Raw genomic sequence first — 23600 nt, forward strand, 5'->3', positions numbered from 1 at the left:
GAGCGCGGCGGGTGACCGCTGCCGGTACGGTGCTGCTTGTACCTGCTAACTACCGGTGCGCGGCGTAGGGGGGTAACCCAAAAGCACCTGCGGCGTGTGGCGCTCTCCGATAAGTCTGACTACTTTCCTTTTCGCACAATTAAATGCTCCAGCACCTAAAGGCTCCCTTCCCTACAGCCAGAACTGCGCCCGAATTTTTTCACCATCGGTAAAGCGGCTAAAGCGGAACGGATGGGCATCAACCGATGGCGCGCGATTCAACACCAAATCCGCCATCAGCTGCCCGGCGCCCGGCGCGATGCCAAATCCGTGGCCAGAGAAACCCGTCGCCAGAAAGAGTCCCGGCACCGGATCAACCGCCGAAATCACCGGGATGGCGTCTGGCAAGCTGTCTATCATGCCGCCCCAGCTTTGCGCCACCGGCAGCGGCGCCAGGCTGGGGATCAGCGCGCTAATTCGGTCACGGATTAACGGGATCATGCCCGCATCGATAGTGGGTTCGAGCACGCGCAGAACTTCATAAATTGACCGTTTGTCAGCCTGCCCTGGTTTCCAGTACAGCGCCTCTTCCAGAAACCGTTTTCCCGCACGCAGCTTGATGGCTTTGCGCTCATGCCAGAACGCCGGCATAAACTGCGCGCTAAACCGCAGAGAGTCCGGCGTAATGTCTGCGGTGCTGATGGCGGACGTCGCCACGGTCAGGCCACCATCCAGTCGCTTGCGCATCGCGACGCTGCCAAAGCTGACACAGGCGCCGGGATCAAAATCGATGGGACGCGTGCGCAGCACGCTAGAGAGCACCTTCAGCTGCGGCAGAGAGACGCCCAACCCTTGCAGCAATAAACGTGACCAGGCACCACCCGCCACCACCACTTGCTGACAGCGGATCGCGCCATGTTCCGTTATCACTTCGCTCACCTGCCCAGCCGAGCGCTCGATGGTGCGGACGGCGCAATGTTGCTGCAGATTCAGCCCCAGCGCCATTGCCGCTCTCGCCATCGCCGGTGCGGCCTTCTGCGGCTCGGCGCGTCCATCCAGCGGCGTGAACATCCCGCCAGGGTAGTCGCCCTTTAGCTGCGGCAGGTGCTGAAGTAGCTGGGCTGGCGATAGCATCTCACTGTGAATGCCATACTGCCGCGCTTCGTTCACCCAGCGCTGATGCAGATCACGCTGCTTTTCACTGCGCGCCGCATACAAAATACCGCAGCGGCGAAAGCCGGTCTCTCGCTGCACGCGCTCGTTCATGCCTTCCCACAGCTGCATGCTGAGGTTGATTAACGGCAGTTCACGCAGATCGCGCCCGGTACGTCGGCACCAGCCCCAGTTTCGGCTCGATTGCTCCGCTGCGACAGTGCCTTTTTCCAGCAGAACGGTGCGAATGCCCTGCTCCACCAGCGACAGCGCGGTCGCCACGCCGATAATTCCGCCGCCTATCACCACCACCTCTGCGGAAGCAGGAAAGCGCGCTGATGAAGGTACTCTGTCTACGCCTGGGCCCATGACCGGATCCTTGTTTAGTAATTATCTTCTACCGTCCAGTTCACTGGAATTTCAGCGATGCTGGCGGTGTTAGGCAGCTCGATGACGGTGCGAATTAAGTGCGCAAGATCTTCCGGCTGGGTCATTTTTTCAACGGGCACATCGCTTAACGCGGTGCCCATGTCAGTGGCAACAAAACCTGGACAGATCGCGGTGCAGCGAATGTTATGGTCATCGCCGATTTTGCGCAGGCCATGGGCCAGCGCCAGCGCGGCATATTTACTCATCGCATACAGGCTGGAACGCTCACCCTTTACGCGTTTGCCGGAGAGTGAAGACATCATAACGATGCGGCCTGCGCCACTGGCCTGTAAGTGTGGCCACGCCAGACGGCTCAGGCGCATAGGTGACTTCACGTTCACCGCAAAGGTGCGGTCGAAATCGTCGTCGCTGGCGGCAAGGATGGATAACGGCAGCATGATGCCCGCGTTGTGGATCAGCGCGTCAATGCGGCCGAACTTTGCCACTGTCGCGTCGACCCAGGCCTGCTCGGTGCTGGCGTCGAGGGCGTCAAACTGGCACACAAGCTGGTTCTCGCTGTCGCTGAGGGCGACCTCCGCAGGGGTGCGGCAACCCAGGCTGACAGCCCAGCCGTGCGCCAGCAGGTTGGCGGCGATGGCGGCACCGATGCCGCGGCTTGCGCCGCTGATCATGGCCACTTTACGGGTGCTTTTACTCATCATCTCTCCGGTGTATTCATAACGTTGTGGCCTCTACAGTGAGGCCCTGAGCCGCGTATCCAGCGGGCTGATCAACGGCGCTATCGCCGCCACTTCCTGTTGCAGCAACGCGACATAGCGCTGTTGCACCTCGGGGTTGAGTCGAGGCGAGAGGAAAGTCATCCCCAGCGAGCCGATCACGCCCGCGCCTGAAACAGCGATCGGCACGGCAATCCCGGCGATGCCGGGGATCAGCTCGCCGGGATCGACAGCAAACCCCTGTTCCGCCGTCTGCTGGAGCTTGTTGGCGAGCTTCTCGGCCGCCAGCTGCGGCCAGTTCTCTAATCGGGCGCGATTGCGGGCAACAATCTCCTGCTGCTGGTCGGGATCGAGAAAAGCCAGGATGGCCAGGCTGCCTGGACCCAGCCCCAGCGGCACTGCGCCGCCAACGGATCCGGTCAGGGTTTGCATCTGATACTCGCTGTCGTAACGGTCGATACAGACTGAATCATCGCGATCGCGCGCCATCAGCATCACCGTTTCGCCTGTCTGCTGGCGCAGACGCTCCAGCGCAGGCTGGAACTGTCGGCGCAGGCCAGGACCGCGAGCGGCCTTCGCACCATACACCAGCAATTTCGTCCCCAGACGGTAGCACTTATCCCCATGCACCTTCTGCAGCAGCTGATGCTCCACCAGCGAGTTGAGGATGCGGTGACAGGTCACCTTGTTCAGCCCGGAGGCCTCGCCAAGCGCTTTCAGCGTTGCCCCTTCACTGCCTGCATCGGCGACCAGATCGAGCAGCATCACCGCGCGGTCGAGTAGCTGAACCCCGTTTTTCCCTGCATTTTCGCTCATCGGCTTTACCTGTCTAGTTCCACATTGTGAAACTAATCGTCATAAGATTTCAGTATGTGGTTTTTCGTTGACTAATTTTCTAGCAGATTTCATATTCGATTGACAAGTGAGCAACGTGATTTTTCAAAAAAGAGTGACTCACCTTCGCTTTGTAACACACCTGCAGATTCATCCTGACCAAGGAAATTATTATGAAAAACCATCGCATACGTCTGTTCACTGCCTCAATGCTGTTACTCGCTGCGCCCGCCATCACCCACGCCGATACCCTGTCCGATATCAAAGCGCGCGGCGTCCTGACCGTCGGCGTGAAAAACGACTATCCGCCCTACGGCTTTATGGATAACAACGGCCACACCGTCGGATTTGAAATCAGCCTGGCGCGCTATATCGCCAGCCAGCTGCTCGGCTCGCCGGACAAAATCAAACTGGTGCCGGTCAACGCCTCTAATCGCATGCAGTTCCTTAACTCCGGACAGATCGACATGATTATGGCGACACTCGGCATCACGCCCGAGCGCAAGGGCCAGATTGATTTCTCCAACGCGTATGTCTCTGCCGCCGGCCCCTCTGTTCTGGCGCGTAAAGAGGTGAAGTTTACCCAGTGGGCGCAGCTGAAAGGACAGAAGGTGTGTGGCGTGCAGGGTTCCTATTTCAACAAGACGGTGACGCAAAACTACGGCCTGCAGCTGGTGAACTTCGCTGCCCTGCCAGAAGCGTATCGCGCTCTGCAGGACAACCGCTGCGTCGCGATGGTGTTTGATGACATGTCCCTGCAGAAGAAGCTGAAAGAGCCAGGCTGGAGTCATTATAAAATCGCCGTTGCGCCCTATGAGTTCACGCCAATGGCTGCGGGACTGCGTAAAGGCGATGAGCAATTTCGCGAGGCGGTAAATCAGGCCATTGTGAAAGCGGAAGGTGAAGACAAGCTGATTGGCTGGGAGAAAGAGTTCGATATGTCGCCTTCGCCATATATTGCTCAGCAGGCCATTGCTGCCCGCGGCGCCACGAAGTAAGCGCAGGAGAGTATCGATGTTCGGACTCGATTTCTCGTGGCTGCTGGACCCAACCTATCAGCAGTGGCTGATACAGGGCGTCCTGCAAACGCTGGAGCTGGCGGCGATCTCCTCGCTGTTCGCCATCCTCATCGGCCTGCTGGGGGTGTACGGTCTGATGCTGCGGCGCGCCTGGCTGGACGCCGGCATCGAGCTGTTTGTCGAGCTTTTTCGCAACACGCCGCCGCTGCTGCAGATGCTGTTTTTTTACTTCACCCTGACGCAGATAGGCTTCACCACGCTGGATCCGGTGACCGGGCTGCAGATACCGATGATAAGCGCCTTTATGTCGGCAGGGTTTTCGCTCAGCCTGTTTGGCGGCGCGCTCTGCATCGAAGCGTTCCGTTCCGGCTTCGATGCGGTGCCGAAAGCCACGCTCGAAGCCGCGCGCTCGCTGGGCTATAGCCGCTGGAGCATGTTTCGCCATGTGCAGATGCCGGTTGCCGCACGTATCTGCCTGCCGCCGCTGACCAATGTGCTGACCAACCTGTTCAAAACCACCTCGCAAGCCTCGGTGATTACCGTTCCCGAGCTGATGTACGCCGCCGGGCAGATCTACAACGACACGTTCCGCACGCTGGAAGTGATGCTGTTTATTTTGCTGGTCTATGTGGTGCTGGTTAGCCTGGTGGTGTGGCTGATCGGCCGGGTGCAGCGGGCGTTGGTTTATCCTGGCTACGGAGCATAAGCGGATGAGTGACCTCCTCTACCTGAAGCGCAAACAACAGACCCGCCGCGCTTTTCTGCTGGTGGCTCTGCTGATCCTCGCCCTGAGCATCATGAACGATCAGGGCGGTCAGTGGCATCAGGTCTGGCAAAAACTGCCGCTGCTGCTGACGGGATCGATGAATGGCTGGCCGCTCAACGGCGGTTTTATCCTCAATATCTTTATCGGCATCGCCAGCATGGCGATCGCCACCCTGCTGGGGCTGTTCCTGGGCCTGATGATGCTGGCAAAACGGCGCTGGCTCAGCCTGCCTGCGCGCGCAGTGATGAATTTTCTGCGCAACGCGCCGTGGCTGGTGCTGCTGTTTGCGATGCTCTATCTGCTGCCGTATCGCGTAGAGCTGTTGGGCTGGCACTTTACCTTATCCCCGCTGTTCAAAGCGATTGTAGGACTGAGCCTGCCAACCGCCGCCAATTTCGCCGAGGTCATTCGCGGCGCGGTGAACTCGGTACACAGCGGACAGTGGGAATCGGCCCGCTCGTTAGGCTACAGCCCGTGGCAGATTTACCGCATTGTGATCCTGCCGCAGGCGCTGCGCCGCATTATTCCCGGCTGGATGAACCTCTACGCCCTGCTGGCCATCTCCACCGCGCTGGCGACGGTCACGGGCGTGCAGGAAGTGGTCACCTTATTGCGCACCACGCTGGCGACCGAAAGTGAAGGTTCGCTGGTCTACTTCTACATCACCGTGCTGCTGATGTTCTTCTGCTACTGCTATCCGATTGCGCTGCTGGCTCGTCGGCTGGAAAACCAAACCAAAGGGGATGCAATATGATCGATCGCGCTACGTCCCTGATCGAGCTGGACCATATCCATAAATCTTTTGGCAACACCGAAGTGCTGAAAGGCATTTCGTTACAGGTCAATAAAGGCGAAGCCGTGTGCATCATCGGCCCTTCCGGGTCGGGAAAGTCCACTATCCTGCGCTGTATCAACGGCCTGCTGCCCGTTGACGAAGGGTTTATTCGCGTGGGCAACCATCGGGTGCACGAACTGCAAAATGAAAAAGCGATGCGGCCGCTGCGCCATCAGGTGGCGATGGTGTTTCAGCAGTACAACCTGTTCCCGCACCGGAGCGTGCTGGATAACGTCATGATGGCGCCCATGCAGGTGCTGAAGCATGGGCGTGAAGAGGTGCGGGAACGCGCGCTGCGGCTGCTGAAAAAGGTGCGGCTGGACGGTAAAGAAGATCGCTATCCGGGCGAGTTATCGGGCGGGCAGCAGCAACGCGTCGCCATCGCCCGCGCGCTGGCCATGCAGCCGGAAATTATTTTGTTTGACGAGGTGACCGCCGCGCTCGATCCGGAAACCGTAAAAGAGGTGCTAAACACCATCCGCGAGCTGGTGGACGAGGGGCTGACCTGCCTGCTGGTGACGCATGAAATGCGCTTTGCCCGTGAAGTGTCGCACCGCGTCTGCTTTACCGATAAAGGCAAAATAGTGGAGATGGCGCCGCCGGCCCAGCTCTTTGATCATCCCCAGGACGCGCGCACGCGCGAGTTCCTCGGCCAGGTTTTGTAACGGAGTCAGAAAACATCATGTCCGATCAGGCAATTTTCACTGAAGATTTCAAAACCAGCCCGTACTGGTGGGATGACGCGCCACCTGAAACCTGCCGCGATCCGCTCCCCGCGGAAGCCGATATCGTCATTGTCGGCTCGGGCTTTGCAGGACTGAATGCGGCGATTGAACTGGCGCGCCACGGTAAAAAGGTGGTGGTGCTGGAGGCCAACGAGCTGGGCAGCGGCGGCAGTACGCGCACCGGCGGGATGATCAGCAGCGGGCAAAAACTGGTGGTGGGCGGAGCGATTAAGGGCATCGATCCTGAACTGTTCCAGCGCATGATCGCAGACTCGATCGCCTCGTTTGCGTTTATCCAGGCGCTGGTGGAGCGTGAGCAGCTGGACGCCGATCTCTTTATTAGCGGGCGCTATTTTGGCGCGCACACGCAGAAGCAGCTCGCGAGCCTGTATAAGATGGGCGATATTCTGCATCGCGTAACGGGTGTCACGGTGCATAACATCGACCGCAGCAATCAGGATGCCATTATTGGTTCGACCTTCTACCATGGCGGCATACTGGTGGATGAATATGGCGGTGTGCATCCGGGAAAATATAACCGCGCGCTGCGAGAGCTGGCGCGTAAATTGGGCGCGCAGCTCTTTTCGCATGCGCGCGTCACCGGCGTGACGCAGCAGCTGAGCCATAAAACGGTTCTTACTGAACGGGGAAGCCTGCGCGCGCAGCAGGTAATTTTCCTGACCAACGGCTACACCGACAGCAAGGCGACGCCGCGTCTGGCGCAGCGCATTGTTCCGGTGAAAAGTTACCAGATCGCCACCGAGCCTCTTCCCGCCGAGCTGATCGCCAGGCTGATCCCGTCGGGTCGCATGATCACAGACAGCCGCCGCGATTTGATTTATACCCGTCCGTCGCCAGATGGCACGCGGCTGCTATTTGGATCGCGTCCCGGCATCATGGACTGTGATGATAAGACCGCCGCCCGACGCATTCGCAAACGCATGCTGGCTATCTGGCCTGAGCTGGCGCCTTACCGCATCAGCCATGCCTGGAGCGGATATGTGGGCATGACGTGGGATAAAACCGCCTACGCGGGCGAGATGGACAATGCGCGATTTGCGGTAGGCTGCAACGGTAATGGTGTTGCGCTGATGAGCTGGCTGGGTTATCGCGCCGCGCAGAAGCTGCTGGGTACGGAGCCGCGTCCGCTCTCGTTTGAACGCAATACCTTCCGCCCTATTCCCCTTTATAACGGCAAACCCTGGTTTTTGCCGTTCGTTACCGGCTGGTATCGCTTCAGAGATGCGGTTGATAAGGCGCAGGACAGAGGGTAACGCCGTTGCATAAGGGTGTCAGGCTAATGTAACCCTGAATAAAACGCCCTTCACCTTATGCGGCGTTACTGCCGCTACAAATCGTTTTATGCTTTTAAATGCGTGCAGAAAGAAGCTGTCTGGCAGGATAAACACGCGGGTTGCTGACGTTGCTGTATGTGGTAACCAGCACAGGTTTGTTCAGCCACTAATCCTAAACCACAAATGTGGCTATGAAGATTTCCTGGCCCGATTACTTTAAAGACAACGTTCGCTGTGGGTGCGAAGCAGGCAACGTGCTCTCTTTGCCAAATAACTTTTCCCGCAGTGTTCCTGGCCGGTAAGACGTCTGCGCCAGCCCGCGTTTTTGCAATACCGGCACTACATGCTCAACCCACTCGTCCCACCAGCCCAGGGTCGTGACAGGAACGACGTTAAAACCATCTACGCCTGCGTCAGCAAACTGCTGCACCCTATCAGCAATCTGCTCCGGCGTGCCGGCAAAACGACCGGGAAGTAATGCATGTTTCAGCAGGTATTCACGCCAGGTCAGGACTCTGCCCTGGCCATAATCGGCGTCTACGGCGATACGAAACTTTGAACGCATATGCTGGCTGAACTGCTCCTGACGACTCAACTCCGTCAGGGGCGTGTCGGGATCGATACTGGAAAGATCAATACCTGAACCGCCGCTGTAAAAGCCTTGCAGTGCATTAATATCGATGTTGTCGAACAGGTATTGCTGTTTTCGTTTCGCCTCTTCCTCCGTAGAACCAATGACGGTCGAGAGCATCACCAGCTTTTTTAAATCCTCTGGCTGGCGACCATAATCGACCACATTCTGATTCAACGTAGCAATGTCTTTCTTTGCGGTCTCTGGTGTCTGCGAAGGCAGAAAGGTCACTTCTGCATTGCGTGCGGCAAAATGGCGTCCTGCTTCAGAGTTACCCGCCTGGAAGAACACCGGGCTGCGCTGCGGTGACGGTTCAACAATGTGAGGCCCTTCAACGCGATAGCGCTTACCGACGTGATTGATCTTATGAATTTTATCGGGGTCAAAAAAACGGTTAGTGGCGGGATCGTGCACGACCGCGCCCTCTTCCCATGAAAGTTCCCAGAGCTTATAGACGACATCCAGATATTCCTGTGCCCATTCATAGCGATCGTCATGGGCGACGATGTCGCCGAAACCGTAATTACGAAAGCCGTTCGAGAGATAAGAGGTCACGATATTCCAGCCGATGCGGCCATGGGTAAACTCGTCCAGCGATGAAATCTGTCTGGCAAAAGAAAAAGGATGCGCCTGAATAACGTTGCTGGTCACGACCAGGCCCAGATGCTCGGTCACCATCCCGAGTGCCGACAAAATAGTAATAGGGTCGGGCTCAGGAAACTGCGTACCGGCGCGGATGGTGGTTTTGCCCTCGCCATAGTCAATATCATAAACGCCAACCACATCAGCGATAAACAAGGTATCTAAGCACCCTTTTTCCAGCGTTTTTACCGTTTTTACATAGGCATCCAGTTTGTTATACCCATACTGAATCTGCCCTTCCGGCGTACGCCAGTAGCCGTGGCTGTGATGGTTAGGGGTCAGATGCAAAAAGCCGTTGTAGATCAGTTCACGTGTCATGTTTGCTCCATTTTTACTGTTCAGGCGAAGTCAACCGCACCCAGCCGGGGCAGCGAGGAAAGTAGCGTTTGGGTATAGGGATGACGCGGTCGATAGAACACCTCATCGGCGCTGCCCTGCTCAACGGCCCTGCCGTTTTGCATAACCAGAACCCGGTCGCTCATATGATGGATCACGCCAAGATCGTGGGAGATAAACAGATAACTCACGCCAAGCTGCGCCTGCAGGTCGCTGAGCAGATCGAGGATTTGCGCCTGGACTGTGACATCAAGCGCTGATACCGCTTCGTCTAGCACGATCACTTTAGGGTGTGTAGCGATAGCGCGGGCAATGGCTACGCGCTGACGCTGGCCGCCTGACATACGGGCAGGCCGCTGGTGCAAATGCTCGGCACGTAAACCAACGGACTCCAACAGGCTGACTGCTCGATCATCAGGGCTTTGCGTGGCGGGATAGCGGTCTAGTGATATGGCATCCCGCAGAATATCGGCGACGCGCCAGCGCGGATCGAATGAGGAGAGTGGGTCCTGATACACCACGGAAATCTGACGGCGAATGGCCTGCTTTTCAGCCGTAGACGCATGACTCCAGGCCTTACCGCAAAACAACACCTCACCGCGATCGGGCGATTCCAGCGCCAGCACGATACGTGACAGCGTCGTTTTACCTGAACCCGATTCCCCTACAATGCCCAGCGTTTCACCGTGTCGCAGGCTGAATGAGACATCATCAACGGCGGTGTGGCTGCGAAAACGCTTAATAATATGGCGGGCATCAAGCAGCACCTCATTTGCGTCAGCAGCGGCCGCAATCGGCTGCGGTACTAAGGTCGGCTTAATGTCGGAAAGTCGCTGCCCTTTGGTATGTTCACTGGGAATGGCTTTGATCAGGCCCTGCGTATAGGTATGACGAGGCTGGCTTAATACTTCCTTTACCGGACCCGCTTCGACAATACTTCCGCCCTGCATCACTAAAATGTGGTCAGCAATCTTCGCCACAACCGCCAGATCGTGACTTATCAGGATGATGCTGGTACCTCGATCCAGCATCTGTCTCAGCACCTCCAGTACCTGCGCCTGTACCGTAACGTCCAGCGCCGTCGTCGGTTCATCGGCGATCAGGATATCCGGATGCAGGGCGATGGCCGATGCTATCAGGGCACGCTGACGCAGGCCGCCTGACAATTCACCCGGACGCTGGCTGGCCCGGCGTTCAGCCTGCGGAACGCCAACCTCTTCCAGTAAGGCATGCACTTTTGCCTGTCGGCTGGCCCGCGTTCCCCACCCGTGCAGTGTTAACGCCTCAGCGATCTCTTTGCCGACCGGACGCAGCGGATCAAGCGAGACTAACGCATCCTGAAGAATGAAACCCACTTTGCTGCCGCGTACCCGTTGCCACCAGCCGTCGCTGCGGTTTAATAATGTTTCCCCCTGTAAGTCGAGCCGATCGGCCTGCACACGAAGCTGTTCACCTGCCAGGCCGACCAGCGATCGTGCCGTGACGCTTTTGCCTGAACCCGATTCGCCAACTATTGCAATACACTGGCCACGATAAAGGTCGAAGCTGACCTGCCTGACAATATGGCGTGGCACAGCGCTCTCGCTGTTCGCCCAGACATTCAGATTCCTCACCTCGATCATTTTTTGGCTGAAGTGGTGTGTACTGCTCATAACGTGTTATCTCCTTCAGCACGCTGCTGAATGTAGCGGCCAATCTGAGTAAATGAGAGCGCTACTAGCACGATGGCAATTCCCGGCAATACTTCCAGCCACCAGGCAACCGTCACGTTAAGTTTTCCTGCTTCAAGCAGCGCTCCCCACTCCGGAGACGGCGGTACCACCCCTAATCCTAAAAAAGAGAGGCCAGAAGCCCAGACCACGGACTGGCCAATTCCCAGCGCTACCAGCGATGAGAGCGGGCGGAAGACATTGGGTGCAATATGTTGCATAAAGAGGGTTCGTTCAGAATGACCGAGCGCCCGAGCCGCTTCAACATAGCTGGACTGGCGTATTTTTAAGGTCTGTGCACGAACCAGGCGCGCATAGCCCGGCGCAGTACCAATGCCGACGGCGATCAGTAAACTGCTGGCAGAAGGTCCGAGCAGCGCCACAAACAACAGCGCCAGCAGTAACGTGGGAAAGGCCAGCAAAATTTCCAGCAGGCGATTGACCGTTTCAGCGAGCCAGCGTGGACCCAGCGCAGCGCTAAAGCCCAGCAGAACGGCACCGCACAGCGCAATGGCCATCGCCCCGATACCAATCAGCAACGACTGACGCGTTCCCCAGATAATTCGACTGTAGAGATCGCGGCCAATGTCATCTGTGCCAAGCCAGTGCGCCAGAGACGGCGCGTCAAGCGCACGATAGAGATTGGTGGTGAACGGATCGTGCGTGGCCAGCAGAGCCGGCGCGATCGCCGCGGTCAAAAAAAAGAGCGCTACGATCGCAGAAAGGATGGCTGAAACCGGGATAACTGCCGTGACATCGCGTAGCTGACGCCACAGTGTACGCTTCGCTTTTAGCCCGGCGTAATCGGACAGGTGTGTCGTCATGATCGACCTCGCAGTCTGGGATCGACAAGCAGGTAAACCAGGTCGACCATCAGGTTGATAACGATATAGAGGAAACTGATGAGGATGACGATGCCTGAAACCAGGGCAAAGTCCTTGTTGCTGACCGCATTCACCAGAACATTGCCCAGCCCCGGACGCGCAAACACCGCTTCGACCAGCACTGCGCCTGAAAGCAAATTGCCGATAGCCCAGCCGCTCAGCGTGATAGCAGGAATTAACGCATGGCGTAAAACATGGCGAAACCGTACGCCCGCCAGGCTCATGCCTCGCGCGCGCGCAGAAAGAACAAACGGCTCCTGCATGCTGCGCTCGAACTCATCCCGAAGCGTGTGTCCAATAAATCCCGCCAGAGGAATGGCCAGCGTGACAGCGGGCAGTACGGTACCTAAAAGACCCGCTCCGCCGACTACAGGAAACCAACGCAGATCAATAGCAAACACGATCAACAGCAGAATACCGATCCAGTACTGTGGCAGCCCGGCCATCACCGTTTCGACCGCAGCCCCCAGGGCGCCCAGACGGCGGTTGCGCCCCGCCGTAAGGAGCGTCCAGGGAATAGCAATCATCCAGGCAAGCAGCAAAGCCGCAATGGCTAAGGTAAAGGTAGGAAGCAGCTGTTCAGCGATGATATGCGCTACTGGGCGCTGTAATTCGAAGGAGGAGCCTAAGTTAGCGTGCAGAAGCTGCCAGAAATAATAGAGATACTGTTTCCCTATCGGCTTATCAAAACCATACAGGGCATTGATCGGCGCCAGCTCTTCAGGCGTACGTTCAATCACCTGACCAGAGGTTATATTCAGCAGGATAGTCGCGCGATCCCCTGGCAGTATTGAGAGCACGAGAAAGGTCACCGAGATGGTGCCCCACAGCACAAACAGGGCGGAGCCGAAACGGAAAATAATTTTGCGCCACAGGGGCGCAGCCCCGCTGTGGGCGCTTTCCTCTGGTGTGGATGGGATGACGCTCATGGCTTCTCCTTCACGAAATAGGCATCGTTAAAGTTCAGCAATCCATTGCCCTTGTCCTGCCATAGCCCGCGAACCGCGTTAGAAATGGCAACGTTATAGGTAAAGTTGTATCCCCCGACCGCAATCGCCTGATCGTCAAACCATCTCTGCAAAGCATCAAATTTCTGCTGGCGCACCTGCGGATCGGGTTCACGCTGCGCCGCCAGAATTTGCGCTTCGATGCGCGGGTTATTAAAAAAGCTGGTGTTATTGCCGTTAAACGCGCCGTTAAGGGCGTGGTTGTAAACAATGTCGAGGATATTGGGAGAGGGCCACACCCAGTAGCCGAAGCTGATTTCCTTATCCGCAGGACGCGAACGTGCCCCGGCAAATCCCTCTGTTTGCGTGAGGGGAATGAGCACAAGCTTGATCCCTACCCGCTTCACCTGATCCTGCACCGCCTGCAGCATCAGCGCGCCTTCCTGGTCAATAATGGCCTGAATATAAGGCAGGCGGGCTTCCAGTACGGTGCCCTGTTTGACCCTATAGCCATCCGCATTGCGACCGGTCCAGCCTGCCTCATCCAGTAGTTGATTCGCCCTGGTGACGTTTAATGAATAGCGATCGTCCACGTTGAGATAAAGCGGCGTACTTTTACTCAGCGAGCCATTGCCTTCATACGGCACCGCGCCTTTGAACACCGTTTTCACGATCTGTTTGCGGTCCAGCGCATAGGCAAAGGCCTGTCGTACTCGCTGATCGGTAAAGGGGCCGCGCTGAACATTAAAAGAGAACGCCTGCGGCCGGCCCGTTGCGACATACGACAGGGTCTGATAGTGACGCTGCAATTTTTGCCACTGCGCTGAGGGCGGCTGATAGATAGCATCTGCTCCGCCGCTGACTAACGCCCCCCAACGTGTCGTGGCGTCAGGAACAAATTTCCATTCCAGATGTTTGATATAAGCGGGACCATTGTGGTGTGCGTTCGGCGGTGCCCAGTGGTAGTCATCATTACGCACAAAGCTGATCCCTTCTCCCCTTGCCCAGCGTGCAACTTTCCAGGGGCCGGTTCCCACCGGCCGCAAACATTTTTGTTCGCTACTATTGTGCGCCAGGGAATCAGGAGACTGGAAACCATAATGCCCATTGCTCAGCACGTTATAAATTTCAGGGTTTGGCTCAGACAAATGCAGCGCAACGGTATAATCATCGATCCGGGTAAATCCGGTCATATAGGTAAAACCGTGCCAGCCGATCCCTTTTTGCCAGGCAGGATAGTTCGCAATGACAGCATCAGCATTAAACACATCGCCATCAGTAAATTTCACATCATGGCGCAAAGTAAACGTAATGGTTTTACGGTCAGGTGATTCACTCCAGCTTGTCGCCAGCCAGGGACGAATAGTCCCGTTATCGTAACTCACTAAATAATCAAACACCTGACGGGATAAATAAGCCTGCTGCACCCACCCGCCCCCCAGGCAGGGAGGCTCCTGCTCATGCAGATAAATCAATGTATTATCGCTGTAGGAGGGCTGCTCAGAAACCGTTATATTACCCTCTGCCCATGCGTTATTATACAGCGTCATCTGTGCCATGATGACGCATAGCGGGATGAGTAACCTCGGTAAAGGTATTGGGTTCATTTAGCTCTATATTTCCTGGTAAAAGACAACCATTCACTCCAGCATCAGATCGCTTTATCTTTCGCTGAACATCGTCACCCGAAGGCATTTATGCTTTTTCGAATAGCAGCTGAATAAATCACACATTTAATGCAGGGCAAATAACAATAGTGGCAGTTAATATGAAAAAGCGCTTCATCAGTTCCGGATACTGGAATAACCTCGTCAGCGGCGGGTTGTGAAATAACTTAGAGAAAAAAACATTAAATAACGGAATTGGGCGATGACATGATGTTTTAACTTCAACAATGATACTTCACCCAATGGAGAAGTGTAGAATGTCACAAATCGAATTAGGCTGGGGCGCCGGGCCGTCAGCAAAATATGAACAGCTGGCGGAACAGTTTCGCCCGCTGTTTCACAAAATCAGAGCCGGAGCGATCGATCGTGAGCTACGGCGCCAGCTGCCTGTAGAAGAGATCGGCTGGCTCAGGCAAAGCGGTTTTACGGCGTTACGTCTTCCTGAAAGCGCAGGCGGCCACGGCGTCACGTTGCCGGAACTCATTAATTTGCTTATTGAATTAGGTGAAGCGGACTCAAACCTGGTTCAGGCGATTCGCGGTCATCTGGGGTTCGTGGAAAATGTGCTTAACAGTAATAGCCGTTCGTTTCGTGACGCGTGGTTACCGCGTCTGAGTCGTGGCGAGATAGTGGGTCCGGCATGGAGCGAAACCGGAGATGTCCGTCAGACGGCTTTCTCGACGCGTATCCAGCGCAGCGGTGATGGCTGGCGGCTGAATGGTAAAAAATTTTACACCACCGGCTCGATTTTTTCAGACTGGATAGATATCGGGCTTACCGATGATAACGACAAAACGGTGTCAGTCACCGTCTCACGAACCGCACAAGGCGTCACCGTGCTTGATGACTGGAATGGCTTCGGTCAGACCCTTACCGCCAGCGGGACGGCAATTTTTGACAATGTCGCTATTGACCAGAGCGACATTAACAGAGAGGAACGTTTCAGATACGCCCCCGCGTTTTATCAGCTTATCCATCTGGCTACCCTTGCGGGTATTGGGCGCGCGCAGAGCAGTGAAGTGGCCAGGGAAGTTGCCTCACGTAAGCGGACCTACAGCAATGGCAACGCCCCCCGCGCAGCGCAGGATGCTCAGATTTTGCAGGTCGTTGGACGTTTACGGGGTGCGGCCTACAGCAGCAGCGCGATAGTCTTGCAGGCCGCCGAAGCACTACAGCGCGCGTTTGAGGCAGAGATAAACGGTGATGAACAGCAGGTGCTTCGCAGCGTTGCTATGGCTGAACTCGAAGTATCTCAATCGCTTAATGTCGTCACGGATCTGCTGCTCAATAGTTCCTCCACGCTATTTGACGCATTAGGGGCCTCAGGTACGTTAAAACCATTGGCTTTAGATCGGTTCTGGCGCAATGTGCGCACCCTTTCTTCACATAATCCGCGAATTTATAAAGATCGTATTGTGGGCGATTTCGCCGTAAACGGTACGCTGCCACCTGAACAGTGGCGTATTGGTGTGGCGGACAGCTCAGAGAATAACGATGGCAGTCAGTAGATCAAATATCAACTCCATATACACCATAGGCTGATTTCGCGCCGCGACCCTGGCTAAGTGACGAAGCATATGAAAATCGTATACGATAAAAAATTACTGAAAAACGCTTAACGAATAAAAAACAAATTATATTTATATCAATAATATAATCGCATGATGTGAAATTTAGCACGAAGGCCGAATCGGCCTGCTAAACCCTGCCTACCAATCAAACGCATTGACACTTTTCAGATCGTATACGAAATTGCGGTGAAACAATCCCGTCAGGATTTTCACCATGAAAACCGTTATTACCTACCCTGGAATAGATGCCGCCGACCGCCCAATGGGCCCGGCTCCGCTTTCTCCGGCGGTGCTGCATGAACCCATGCTGTTTATCTCTGGTCAGGTAGCGATCGATCCCTACAGCGGCGAGATTACAGGCAACGATATCGCCAGCCAGACGCGGCAGGTCTTAAAGAACGTCGGCGCGCTGCTGAACGAAGCGCAGATGACCTTTGATAACGTGGTACGCGTAACGATTTACCTTACCGATCTCAGCACCTTCAGCGAAATGAACGCCGCCTACGGCGAATTCTTCCAGTTTCCCTTCCCGGCGCGCGCCACGGTCGGCATTCAGCTTAACCATCCCGACCTGCTGGTCGAGATGGAAGTCACGGCGATGCGCTAATGCATATTCATATCGAAAATGACGCCAGCGCCCCGCCAGCCCTGCATCTGTCACGGGAAAGGCTGCAGCAGCGTCTGGACGCAGAGCCAAAACTGCGTAGCCATTTCACGCTGACGGAAAACAGCGATCCCGCACAGACCGCGACGTTCCTGGCTAACTGCGATCTGCTGTGGAGCGGCCGCAAGCTGGCGCTCGATACCTTCAGCACACCGCGTCTCAGCTGGGTACAGGTGATGTCGGCTGGCGTGGAGCAGTGGCTGGCGCACTGGCCGCAGGGCGTGACGTTGACCAACGCATCCGGCGTCCACGGCGATAAGGGTGCGGAGTTCATCCTGATGGCCGCGCTGATGTTCAACTTTGGCATTCCGGGCTTTTTACAGGATCAGGCTCAGCGCCTGTGGCGCCCCTCGTTCGGTGGCTGCGCGCGCGGCAAAACCGTGCTGATGCTCGGTGTAGGCGGCATTGGCGCCGCCGCCGCCAACCTGCTGACCGCGCAGGGCTATCGCGTAATCGGCGTTACGCGCAGCGGCCAGTGCGAGGCCGATGTGGCGCGCTGCATTCGCACTGATGCCATCGACGAGGTATTGCCGCAGGTGGATGTGCTGGTATCGACGCTGCCGCTGACGCCGCAGACGGAAATGCTGTTCGATCGCCGCCGCCTCGATCTGCTGCCGGCCCGCGCCGGCATCGTGATTGTCGGCCGTGCCGCCGTCTTTGACTACACCGCGCTGCGCGACAAGCTGTGCGCCGGGGAGCTGGCGGGCGCGGTGCTGGATGTCTATCCGCAAGAGCCGCTGCCCGTTGACGATGCGCTGTGGCATACGCCGGGCGTGGTAATGACGCCGCACTGCAGCCTCGACGATCACAGCGCCTACCTGGAGGGATGCCTGGAGGTGTTTATCGACAACCTGGTGCGTTACCGCAGTGGCGAACCGCTGCGCAACCAGGTTGATGTCGCAAAAGGGTACTGACGTAACAGCAGCAAAAAAAACCGTAAGACGTTCATAAAACACAAGGTCATCGCTTACACATTCACCCGCACCAGGAGAACCTTATTATGAAATTTGCCCGCATCGCCCTGCTTATCTCTGGCATCACCGGCACGCTGCTGGCTGGAGTCACCAGCGCCCACGCCGCCAGCACCGATCCCATTACGCCTGGCGCCAGCGACTTTGCCGCGATGGCGCAGTGCAAGGCGCTGCAAACCAAATATCCCTCGCTGAAAGGCAAAGAACTGGTGGTGGGCCTCGGCGGCTACACCAAAGGTTTTGAAGCCCCTTCAGAGAAAGATCCGAGCATTATTGAGGGTCTGGATCCCTCACTGTTTGAGCGCATCAGCAGCTGTTTGGGGGCAAAACACAGCTATCAGACCGGTTCGTTCAACGTCCTGCTGACGTCTATTTCCAGCGGTCGCGCGGATATCGGCCCGATGCTGTACGTCACCGATGAGCGTCTGAAACAGATCGCGTTTGTGGCCTCTATGCAGGTGCAGGACGGCTCTATCCTGGCAAAAGGCAATCCCAAAAACATTCGCAGCGTAGACGACCTGTGCGGCAAAACGGTGGCGGCCGCGGCGGGCTCCTATGAAGCTAACAAGCTGGTGCCGGAGCAGAGCGCCAGATGCGCCGCCGCAGGCAAGCCGGAAGTCAGCATGCTGATGGTGCAGAACACAGACAACAGTATCCAGGCGGTGAAAAGCGGGCGGGCGGACATTTACCTGACCGAAGCGGGATCCGCCATCGCCATTGCCAAAGCCGATAAAACGCTGCAAAGCGGCTTTACCGTCGACCTGCCCATTATGGTCGGCTTCCCGATCGCTAAAGACAACGCTACGCTGCGCAGCGCGGTGCTGGATGCCATGAAGGTGATTCAGGAGAGCGGCGCACAGAAGAAATTGCTGGATTACTGGGGTCAGGGCAGCGCGGCTGAACGTCCGGTGGTTGAACGCGGTTAATGCATACACTCAGCCCGGTCGCTGGGTTGCCGCATCGCGCGCAACCCAGCTGATGACGTTGAGGGAGATAACGCTTTGGATGATTTTCTTAAGTACCTGACCTTTCCCTACCTGTGGGAAGGCGCCGTCATCGCCCTGCAGCTGCTGGTCGGGGCGCTGGCGGGCGGCATTTTGATTGGCTTTTTCCTGGCGTTGGCCAGTACCTCAAAGCACTGGTTTATTCGCGTGCCGGTAAAAACCTACATTTACCTGCTACGCGGCACGCCGGTGCTGCTACAGCTGATCCTGCTTTACAACGTCCTGCCCGAGTTCGGCCTGCGTTTCAGCCCTTTCACCAGCGCACTGCTGGCGCTGATGATCAATGAAACCGCCTTCTGCGCGGAAATCATCCGCGGCGGCATTATGGCCACCGATCGCGATCAAAGCATGGCGGCGCAGGCGTTTGGCTATTCGCGCACCAAAGAGATGATCCATGTGGTGATCCCTCAGGCGCTGCGCGCCATTCTGCCGACGATGGGCAATGAAACGGTTGGCCTGTTGAAGTCCACCTCGCTGGCCTCTGTCGTGGGCGTCAACGAACTGACCATGCGCGGCCAGGCGATCGTATCGCAAAACTTCCTCTTTATTCCGGTGCTGGTGGCCTCCGGCGGCATCTATCTGATCCTCTCTACGCTGCTGGCTGGCGGTCAGTGGTGGCTGGAGAAATTCTATAACCTTGATGAGCGGGCGCGTCGTGCCCGTGCGCGTCTGGCAACGCTGCCGTCGGATGCCGAGGTGATGGTGATGCAGCTGCCGAAGCGCCGCTGGGACACGCAAACCGCCGCGCCGGTGCTGGAGGTGGACAAGCTGTGCGTGGAGTACGCCGGTAAGGCGGTGCTGAAGTCTCTGTCGCTTACCGTGCGTCGCGGTGAAGTGGTGGTGCTGCTGGGCCGCTCCGGTTCAGGTAAAAGCACCCTGCTGAAATCGATTCTGGCGCTTACCCCGCGCAGCAGTGGCACCATCCAGACCGAAGGCCACTTTATGGGCAGCGACGAACACGGCCGCGCGCTGGCGGCGCGGCACTTACCGGCTAACCGCGCTAAATCCGGCATTGGCATCGTGTTTCAACACTTCGCGCTGTTCGATCACCTGACCGCGCTGGAAAACGTAATGAGTATTCTGCTGCGTGTACAGGGCGCTCAGCCAGAGATCGCTCGCGCCAAAGCGATGCGCGCACTGAAAATGGTGGGACTGCAGGATTTCGCGGCGTCTCTGCCTCATGAGCTATCGGGCGGCCAAAAACAGCGCGTCGGCATTGCCCGTGCGCTGGCGGCGGAGCCACAAATTTTGCTGTTCGACGAACCGACCTCAGCGCTCGACCCCGAGCTGGTGCGCGAAGTGAATCAGACCATGCGTAACCTGGCGCAAACCGGCATCACCATGATCATCAGCACCCATGATATTGCCTTTGCGGCAGGCGTGGCGGATCGCGTGGTGTTCCTGCAGAACGGCACCCTGATTGAAGAAGGGCCGCCGGCGATTTTGCAGAACCCGAAAACGCCCGCTTTCGCCACCTTCCTCGAACATGAAAACGCCACGGAGGCCCAGCATGTCCATGCATGATAAACAGGCGCGCGAACGTCTTGGCGATGCCCTGTTTCGTTATATGCAGGGTCAGCCAGCCGATGCGTTAGCTGACGAACCTGACGCTAATCAGCAGGCGCTGCGTCGCTATCGCCTGTTGCCGCGCATTTTGCAGGGCAATACCACCATCAGCACGCAGACCGCGCTGCTCAGTCAATGCTGGTCGGCGCCGCTGGGCGTAGGCGCGTTTGCAGGCGATCGCCTCTTCCATGAAGAGGGCTTACTGCCCATCGCGCGCGCCTGCAGGCGTTTGCAGCTGCCGCTGGTGATCTCCGAAGAGACCGTGACACCGCTGGAGCAGATAGGGGCGGCGTATGAACGCTGCTGGCTGCAGCTGCGCGCCGCGGGCGACGTGGGCCGTATTAAGGCGTTAATCGATCGGGCGGCGCAGGCCGGGATGCAGCATATCGTCCTGACCGTGCTGGCGCCGGTCCATCCCGTAGCGGGTTTGCAGCCTGGCGGATTCTCGGTTGGCGACGCATTAAAACAGCGCGGCTGGCGCACCATCGGCGGCTCAGAGCCGGGCGTGGCCGCCCTGCCCGCCTTTCCGGTGTGGCGCTGGCAGCAGATTAGCGAGGTGGCCGCACACTGTGCCGCGCGCCGTCTGCCGCTGTGGCTGAAAGGCATTTTGCATGCTGAGGACGCGGCGCAAGCGGCGCAGCATGGCGTCAGCGGCATCATCGTCTCCAATATTGGCTTGCGTCAGAGCGCGCGCTGGGCAACGCCGGTGGATCAGCTTGCGGATTTACAGGCCGCTACGCCGCTGCCGCTGCTGCTGGACGGCGGCGTGCGCTGCGGCAGCGATGCGGTGGTGGCGCGCTGCCTGGGCGCCACATTATCACTCAGCGTGCGGCCGGTCGTCAGCGCCCTGTGCGCCGGCGGCGAAAGCGCGGTGTTCGATCTGCTTTCCGGCTGGATCAATGAGGTGAGCGCCATTAGCCACTGGTGCGGCGTCAGCGAGATGGCGGCGCTCAACCGCACTTTTATCAGCGAGGTGGACAACGGATGCATCGGTTAACCTTCAATCAGGGCGATGCCAGCGAATCACGTATCTATTACTGCGCCCATTATCTGGCCGACAGCCTCGGCTTCTTTGCCGCCGAGCAGCTGCAGGTGACCTTCACCACCAGCGCCTCGGGTGGTCATACCGTGCAGGGCGGTCAGGTGCCTGCCGTGTTGCGCCGCGATGCCGACCTGACGCTGGGCGGACCCATGGTGGTGATGAAGCATTTTCAGCAGCACGGCGCGGAACTGCAGTGCTTTTGCGCCTCGGTGGCGGCCAACCCCTGGTTCCTCGCCGCCGCGCAGGCGCAGCCTGATTTTAAGCTGCATAATTTACGCGGTAAGCGCGTGCTGGATGTCGGCAACGTCGGCACCGCCACGCTCACCTTTCGCTGGCTGCTGGCGCAGCACGGTTTGCAACATCAGGTTGAGGTGATCGCAGGAAGCGGCGATCGTGCGCAGGATTTCGCTGCTGTTGCCGCTGGCGACGTCGATTATGCGCTGCATGCCATGCATATGCTGGCGCCCGCCATTGCCGCCGGCGAGTTACGCAGCGTTGCCAGCCTCGCCACCCTGTGCGGCAAGGTTCCCTGGAGCGCCTATATCGCCCGTGCCGACGTGCTGGCGGCAAAGCGCGAGGCGTTTGCCGCCTTCTCACGCGCCGTGAATCAGGCGCTGGCGTGGATGGCGTCGCATGAGGCCATCGAGCTGGCAATGCACGTTCAGCGCTACTATCCCGGTTACCCGCCAGAGGCGCTCATCGCCGGATTAGCCGCCTATCAGCAATCCCAGGTTTTTGCCCCGGACAGCCAGATCCCGCAGGCCGAGTTCAACCACTTCAGCCAGCTGCTGCGTGATATCGGCTGGCTCGATCCTTCCCAGCCCGTGCCCTATGACGCGCTGGTGACGCAGGCAGGAGTAGAAAGATGAAAACATTGATTATTAATGGCCTTGTGGTGATGGAAACCCGCGCCGAGGCAGCCGATTTACTGATTGAACACGGCAAAATCAGCGGCGTGCTGGCACCAGGCGCCATGACTGACGGCGTGGATGAAATCGTGGATGCGCAGGGCCTGATTATTCTGCCCGGCGCTATTGATGTGCATACCCATTTCACCGGTTCCCATGACTTCCCGCAGCAGGAGCTGCGCGAGGGAACGCGCGGCGCGGCGGCCCACGGCGTTACCACCATCGTTGAAATGCCGCACTCGCTGCCGCCCGCCACCACGCTGGAAAACTTTACCGCCAAGCAGCGCTGGCTGGCGGAAAACTGCTCGGTGGATTACGCCATGTGGGCCGGCCTCGATGGCCAGAACCTGCAGCAGCTGGCCGCGCTGGATCAGGCAGGCGCGCTGGCGTTTAAAGCTTTTCTGTGCAGCGGCGCGGCCAGCGGCGAAGCGACCGACGAGAAAGGTTTGCCGCGCCTGGATGACGATGGTCTGCTGCGTGCGATGCGCGAGCTGGCAACCTTTGACGGCCTGATTGGCGTTCATGCTGAAAACCACGACATCCTCACTGGCGCCGGTCGCGAACTGCGCCGCGCCGGACGCAAAGACATGCGTGCGCACGCGCAGGCTGGCCCGGAAATTGCCGAAATTGAAGCGGTGGGACGCGTGCTGGCCGTGGCAGAAGAGACCGGCGCCCGCTGCCACATCGTGCACGTTAGCTCCGCTCGCGCCGCGGAAACCATCGTTGCTGCAAAAGGGCGCGTTCGCGCCAGCTTCGAAACCTGTCCGCACTATTTGCTGCTGGACGAGGAAGATCTGGTGCGCATTGGCCCTAACGCGCGCTGTGGTCCACCGATTCGCCCGCGGCCGGTGGTCAACGCGCTGTGGCAGGTGCTGCTGCGCGGCGATATCGACATCATCGCGTCCGACCATTGCCCCTATACGCCCGCGCAAAAACAGGCGGGTGAAACCAGCATCTGGGAAGCGGGCATGGGGCTAACCGGCGTGGAAACCCTGAGCCCGATGTTTTTTAGCGCGGCGCATCTCGATCGCGGCCTGCCGCTGACCGAGTTTGCCCGTATGACCGCCAGCGGCCCGGCCAAAGCCTTCCAGCTGTGGGGAAAAAAAGGGGCGATTGCGCCCGGCTTTGATGCCGACCTGGTATTTTACGACGCGCAGCAAAGCTGGACGGTGGAAGGCGGGAAGTTTCAGGGGCTGGGCAAGTGGAGCGCATTTGAAGGGATGCGCTGTCAGGGTAAAGTGGTGCGCACACTTATTCGTGGCGTCACGGTGTACCAGGATGATCGCATACAGGTTGAACCCGGCTTCGGTCAGTTCGTGACGCGACAGGCAGCAACAGGACAATAAC

At 57.8% G+C, this 23600-nt stretch carries 21 protein-coding genes; 13 read left to right on the forward strand and 8 right to left on the reverse strand.

Annotated features, from left to right (window positions below):
• Positions 1-171 precede the first annotated feature (171 nt).
• From B2J69_RS12150 to B2J69_RS12160, 3 genes are read right to left on the reverse strand one after another with little or no spacing between them, the layout of a single operon-like run.
• Entirely contained in the window at positions 172-1500 is a 1329-nt protein-coding gene (locus B2J69_RS12150) for an NAD(P)/FAD-dependent oxidoreductase (protein ID WP_081139548.1), read from the reverse strand.
• Positions 1501-1514: 14 nt separating this feature from the next.
• Positions 1515-2219 carry an SDR family NAD(P)-dependent oxidoreductase gene (locus B2J69_RS12155; protein ID WP_081139549.1) on the reverse strand — a complete coding sequence of 235 codons (705 nt, stop codon included), beginning with the start codon at positions 2217-2219 and terminating at the stop codon, positions 1515-1517.
• A gap of 33 nt (positions 2220-2252) precedes the next feature.
• A complete protein-coding gene (locus B2J69_RS12160; RefSeq protein ID WP_081139550.1) occupies positions 2253-3053 on the reverse strand; it encodes an IclR family transcriptional regulator in 801 nt (266 codons plus the stop codon).
• A 191-nt stretch (positions 3054-3244) separates the two neighbouring features.
• Here B2J69_RS12160 and B2J69_RS12165 point away from each other — a divergent pair, with 191 nt between their 5' ends.
• From B2J69_RS12165 to B2J69_RS12185, 5 genes are read left to right on the forward strand one after another with little or no spacing between them, the layout of a single operon-like run.
• Complete coding sequence (locus tag B2J69_RS12165; protein WP_081139551.1) at positions 3245-4069, forward strand: transporter substrate-binding domain-containing protein; 825 nt, start codon at positions 3245-3247, stop codon at positions 4067-4069.
• Between the two features lie 16 nt (positions 4070-4085).
• Positions 4086-4796: an amino acid ABC transporter permease gene (locus tag B2J69_RS12170; RefSeq protein WP_081139552.1), complete on the forward strand. Its 711-nt coding sequence runs from the start codon at positions 4086-4088 to the stop codon at positions 4794-4796.
• A gap of 4 nt (positions 4797-4800) precedes the next feature.
• On the forward strand, positions 4801-5610 hold the full coding sequence (locus B2J69_RS12175; protein ID WP_081139553.1) for an amino acid ABC transporter permease: 810 nt from the start codon (positions 4801-4803) through the stop codon (positions 5608-5610).
• Complete coding sequence (locus B2J69_RS12180; RefSeq protein ID WP_167376576.1) at positions 5607-6356, forward strand: amino acid ABC transporter ATP-binding protein; 750 nt, start codon at positions 5607-5609, stop codon at positions 6354-6356. Before B2J69_RS12175 ends, B2J69_RS12180 begins: the two co-directional genes overlap by 4 nt.
• A gap of 17 nt (positions 6357-6373) precedes the next feature.
• Positions 6374-7690 carry an NAD(P)/FAD-dependent oxidoreductase gene (locus tag B2J69_RS12185; RefSeq protein WP_081139554.1) on the forward strand — a complete coding sequence of 439 codons (1317 nt, stop codon included), beginning with the start codon at positions 6374-6376 and terminating at the stop codon, positions 7688-7690.
• A gap of 232 nt (positions 7691-7922) precedes the next feature.
• On the opposite strand, the gene B2J69_RS12190 is transcribed toward B2J69_RS12185, so the two are convergent.
• From B2J69_RS12190 to B2J69_RS12210, 5 genes are read right to left on the reverse strand one after another with little or no spacing between them, the layout of a single operon-like run.
• Positions 7923-9302 carry an NtaA/DmoA family FMN-dependent monooxygenase gene (locus B2J69_RS12190; RefSeq protein WP_081139555.1) on the reverse strand — a complete coding sequence of 460 codons (1380 nt, stop codon included), beginning with the start codon at positions 9300-9302 and terminating at the stop codon, positions 7923-7925.
• A gap of 20 nt (positions 9303-9322) precedes the next feature.
• Positions 9323-10972, reverse strand: coding sequence for a dipeptide ABC transporter ATP-binding protein (locus B2J69_RS12195; protein ID WP_081139556.1), 1650 nt, complete (start codon positions 10970-10972; stop codon positions 9323-9325).
• Positions 10969-11853: an ABC transporter permease gene (locus B2J69_RS12200; protein ID WP_081139557.1), complete on the reverse strand. Its 885-nt coding sequence runs from the start codon at positions 11851-11853 to the stop codon at positions 10969-10971. Before B2J69_RS12200 ends, B2J69_RS12195 begins: the two co-directional genes overlap by 4 nt.
• The gene (locus B2J69_RS12205) at positions 11850-12842 is read right to left on the reverse strand and encodes an ABC transporter permease (RefSeq protein WP_081139558.1); all 993 of its coding nucleotides are present in this window, start codon (positions 12840-12842) and stop codon (positions 11850-11852) included. The genes B2J69_RS12200 and B2J69_RS12205 overlap by 4 nt, the downstream gene beginning before the upstream one ends.
• Entirely contained in the window at positions 12839-14419 is a 1581-nt protein-coding gene (locus B2J69_RS12210; protein WP_081139559.1) for an ABC transporter substrate-binding protein, read from the reverse strand. The genes B2J69_RS12205 and B2J69_RS12210 overlap by 4 nt, the downstream gene beginning before the upstream one ends.
• A gap of 365 nt (positions 14420-14784) precedes the next feature.
• On the opposite strand from B2J69_RS12210, the gene B2J69_RS12215 reads away from it, so the two are divergent.
• The 8 genes from B2J69_RS12215 to allB all read left to right on the forward strand — a co-directional run bounded on the left by B2J69_RS12215 (position 14785) and on the right by allB (position 23599).
• Positions 14785-16035, forward strand: a complete 1251-nt coding sequence (locus tag B2J69_RS12215; protein ID WP_081139560.1) for an acyl-CoA dehydrogenase family protein — start codon at positions 14785-14787, stop codon at positions 16033-16035.
• Between the two features lie 277 nt (positions 16036-16312).
• Positions 16313-16705, forward strand: a complete 393-nt coding sequence (locus tag B2J69_RS12220; protein WP_081139561.1) for a RidA family protein — start codon at positions 16313-16315, stop codon at positions 16703-16705.
• Positions 16705-17676: a D-2-hydroxyacid dehydrogenase gene (locus B2J69_RS12225; RefSeq protein ID WP_081139562.1), complete on the forward strand. Its 972-nt coding sequence runs from the start codon at positions 16705-16707 to the stop codon at positions 17674-17676. Before B2J69_RS12220 ends, B2J69_RS12225 begins: the two co-directional genes overlap by 1 nt.
• An 86-nt stretch (positions 17677-17762) precedes the next feature.
• Positions 17763-18659: a transporter substrate-binding domain-containing protein gene (locus tag B2J69_RS12230; RefSeq protein ID WP_081139563.1), complete on the forward strand. Its 897-nt coding sequence runs from the start codon at positions 17763-17765 to the stop codon at positions 18657-18659.
• A 75-nt stretch (positions 18660-18734) separates the two neighbouring features.
• Entirely contained in the window at positions 18735-20261 is a 1527-nt protein-coding gene (locus B2J69_RS12235) for an amino acid ABC transporter permease/ATP-binding protein (protein ID WP_081139564.1), read from the forward strand.
• On the forward strand, positions 20248-21300 hold the full coding sequence (locus B2J69_RS12240) for an alpha-hydroxy acid oxidase (RefSeq protein WP_094078506.1): 1053 nt from the start codon (positions 20248-20250) through the stop codon (positions 21298-21300). Before B2J69_RS12235 ends, B2J69_RS12240 begins: the two co-directional genes overlap by 14 nt.
• A complete protein-coding gene (locus B2J69_RS12245; protein ID WP_081139566.1) occupies positions 21288-22214 on the forward strand; it encodes an ABC transporter substrate-binding protein in 927 nt (308 codons plus the stop codon). Before B2J69_RS12240 ends, B2J69_RS12245 begins: the two co-directional genes overlap by 13 nt.
• On the forward strand, positions 22211-23599 hold the full coding sequence (allB, locus tag B2J69_RS12250; protein ID WP_081139567.1) for an allantoinase AllB: 1389 nt from the start codon (positions 22211-22213) through the stop codon (positions 23597-23599). The genes B2J69_RS12245 and allB overlap by 4 nt, the downstream gene beginning before the upstream one ends.
• Position 23600 lies beyond the last annotated feature (1 nt).

It is taken from the genome of Pantoea latae, from assembly GCF_002077695.1.
Classification (GTDB): domain Bacteria; phylum Pseudomonadota; class Gammaproteobacteria; order Enterobacterales; family Enterobacteriaceae; genus Pantoea; species Pantoea latae.

Coding starts and splice junctions, on each gene's coding strand:
- B2J69_RS12150 (WP_081139548.1), bottom strand. CDS start 1,500: ATGGGCCCAGGCGTAGACAGAGTACCTTCATCAGCGCGCTTTCCTGCT.
- B2J69_RS12155 (WP_081139549.1), bottom strand. CDS start 2,219: ATGAGTAAAAGCACCCGTAAAGTGGCCATGATCAGCGGCGCAAGCCGC.
- B2J69_RS12160 (WP_081139550.1), bottom strand. CDS start 3,053: ATGAGCGAAAATGCAGGGAAAAACGGGGTTCAGCTACTCGACCGCGCG.
- B2J69_RS12165 (WP_081139551.1), top strand. CDS start 3,245: ATGAAAAACCATCGCATACGTCTGTTCACTGCCTCAATGCTGTTACTC.
- B2J69_RS12170 (WP_081139552.1), top strand. CDS start 4,086: ATGTTCGGACTCGATTTCTCGTGGCTGCTGGACCCAACCTATCAGCAG.
- B2J69_RS12175 (WP_081139553.1), top strand. CDS start 4,801: ATGAGTGACCTCCTCTACCTGAAGCGCAAACAACAGACCCGCCGCGCT.
- B2J69_RS12180 (WP_167376576.1), top strand. CDS start 5,607: ATGATCGATCGCGCTACGTCCCTGATCGAGCTGGACCATATCCATAAA.
- B2J69_RS12185 (WP_081139554.1), top strand. CDS start 6,374: ATGTCCGATCAGGCAATTTTCACTGAAGATTTCAAAACCAGCCCGTAC.
- B2J69_RS12190 (WP_081139555.1), bottom strand. CDS start 9,302: ATGACACGTGAACTGATCTACAACGGCTTTTTGCATCTGACCCCTAAC.
- B2J69_RS12195 (WP_081139556.1), bottom strand. CDS start 10,972: ATGAGCAGTACACACCACTTCAGCCAAAAAATGATCGAGGTGAGGAAT.
- B2J69_RS12200 (WP_081139557.1), bottom strand. CDS start 11,853: ATGACGACACACCTGTCCGATTACGCCGGGCTAAAAGCGAAGCGTACA.
- B2J69_RS12205 (WP_081139558.1), bottom strand. CDS start 12,842: ATGAGCGTCATCCCATCCACACCAGAGGAAAGCGCCCACAGCGGGGCT.
- B2J69_RS12210 (WP_081139559.1), bottom strand. CDS start 14,419: ATGGCACAGATGACGCTGTATAATAACGCATGGGCAGAGGGTAATATA.
- B2J69_RS12215 (WP_081139560.1), top strand. CDS start 14,785: ATGTCACAAATCGAATTAGGCTGGGGCGCCGGGCCGTCAGCAAAATAT.
- B2J69_RS12220 (WP_081139561.1), top strand. CDS start 16,313: ATGAAAACCGTTATTACCTACCCTGGAATAGATGCCGCCGACCGCCCA.
- B2J69_RS12225 (WP_081139562.1), top strand. CDS start 16,705: ATGCATATTCATATCGAAAATGACGCCAGCGCCCCGCCAGCCCTGCAT.
- B2J69_RS12230 (WP_081139563.1), top strand. CDS start 17,763: ATGAAATTTGCCCGCATCGCCCTGCTTATCTCTGGCATCACCGGCACG.
- B2J69_RS12240 (WP_094078506.1), top strand. CDS start 20,248: ATGTCCATGCATGATAAACAGGCGCGCGAACGTCTTGGCGATGCCCTG.
- B2J69_RS12245 (WP_081139566.1), top strand. CDS start 21,288: ATGCATCGGTTAACCTTCAATCAGGGCGATGCCAGCGAATCACGTATC.
- allB (WP_081139567.1), top strand. CDS start 22,211: ATGAAAACATTGATTATTAATGGCCTTGTGGTGATGGAAACCCGCGCC.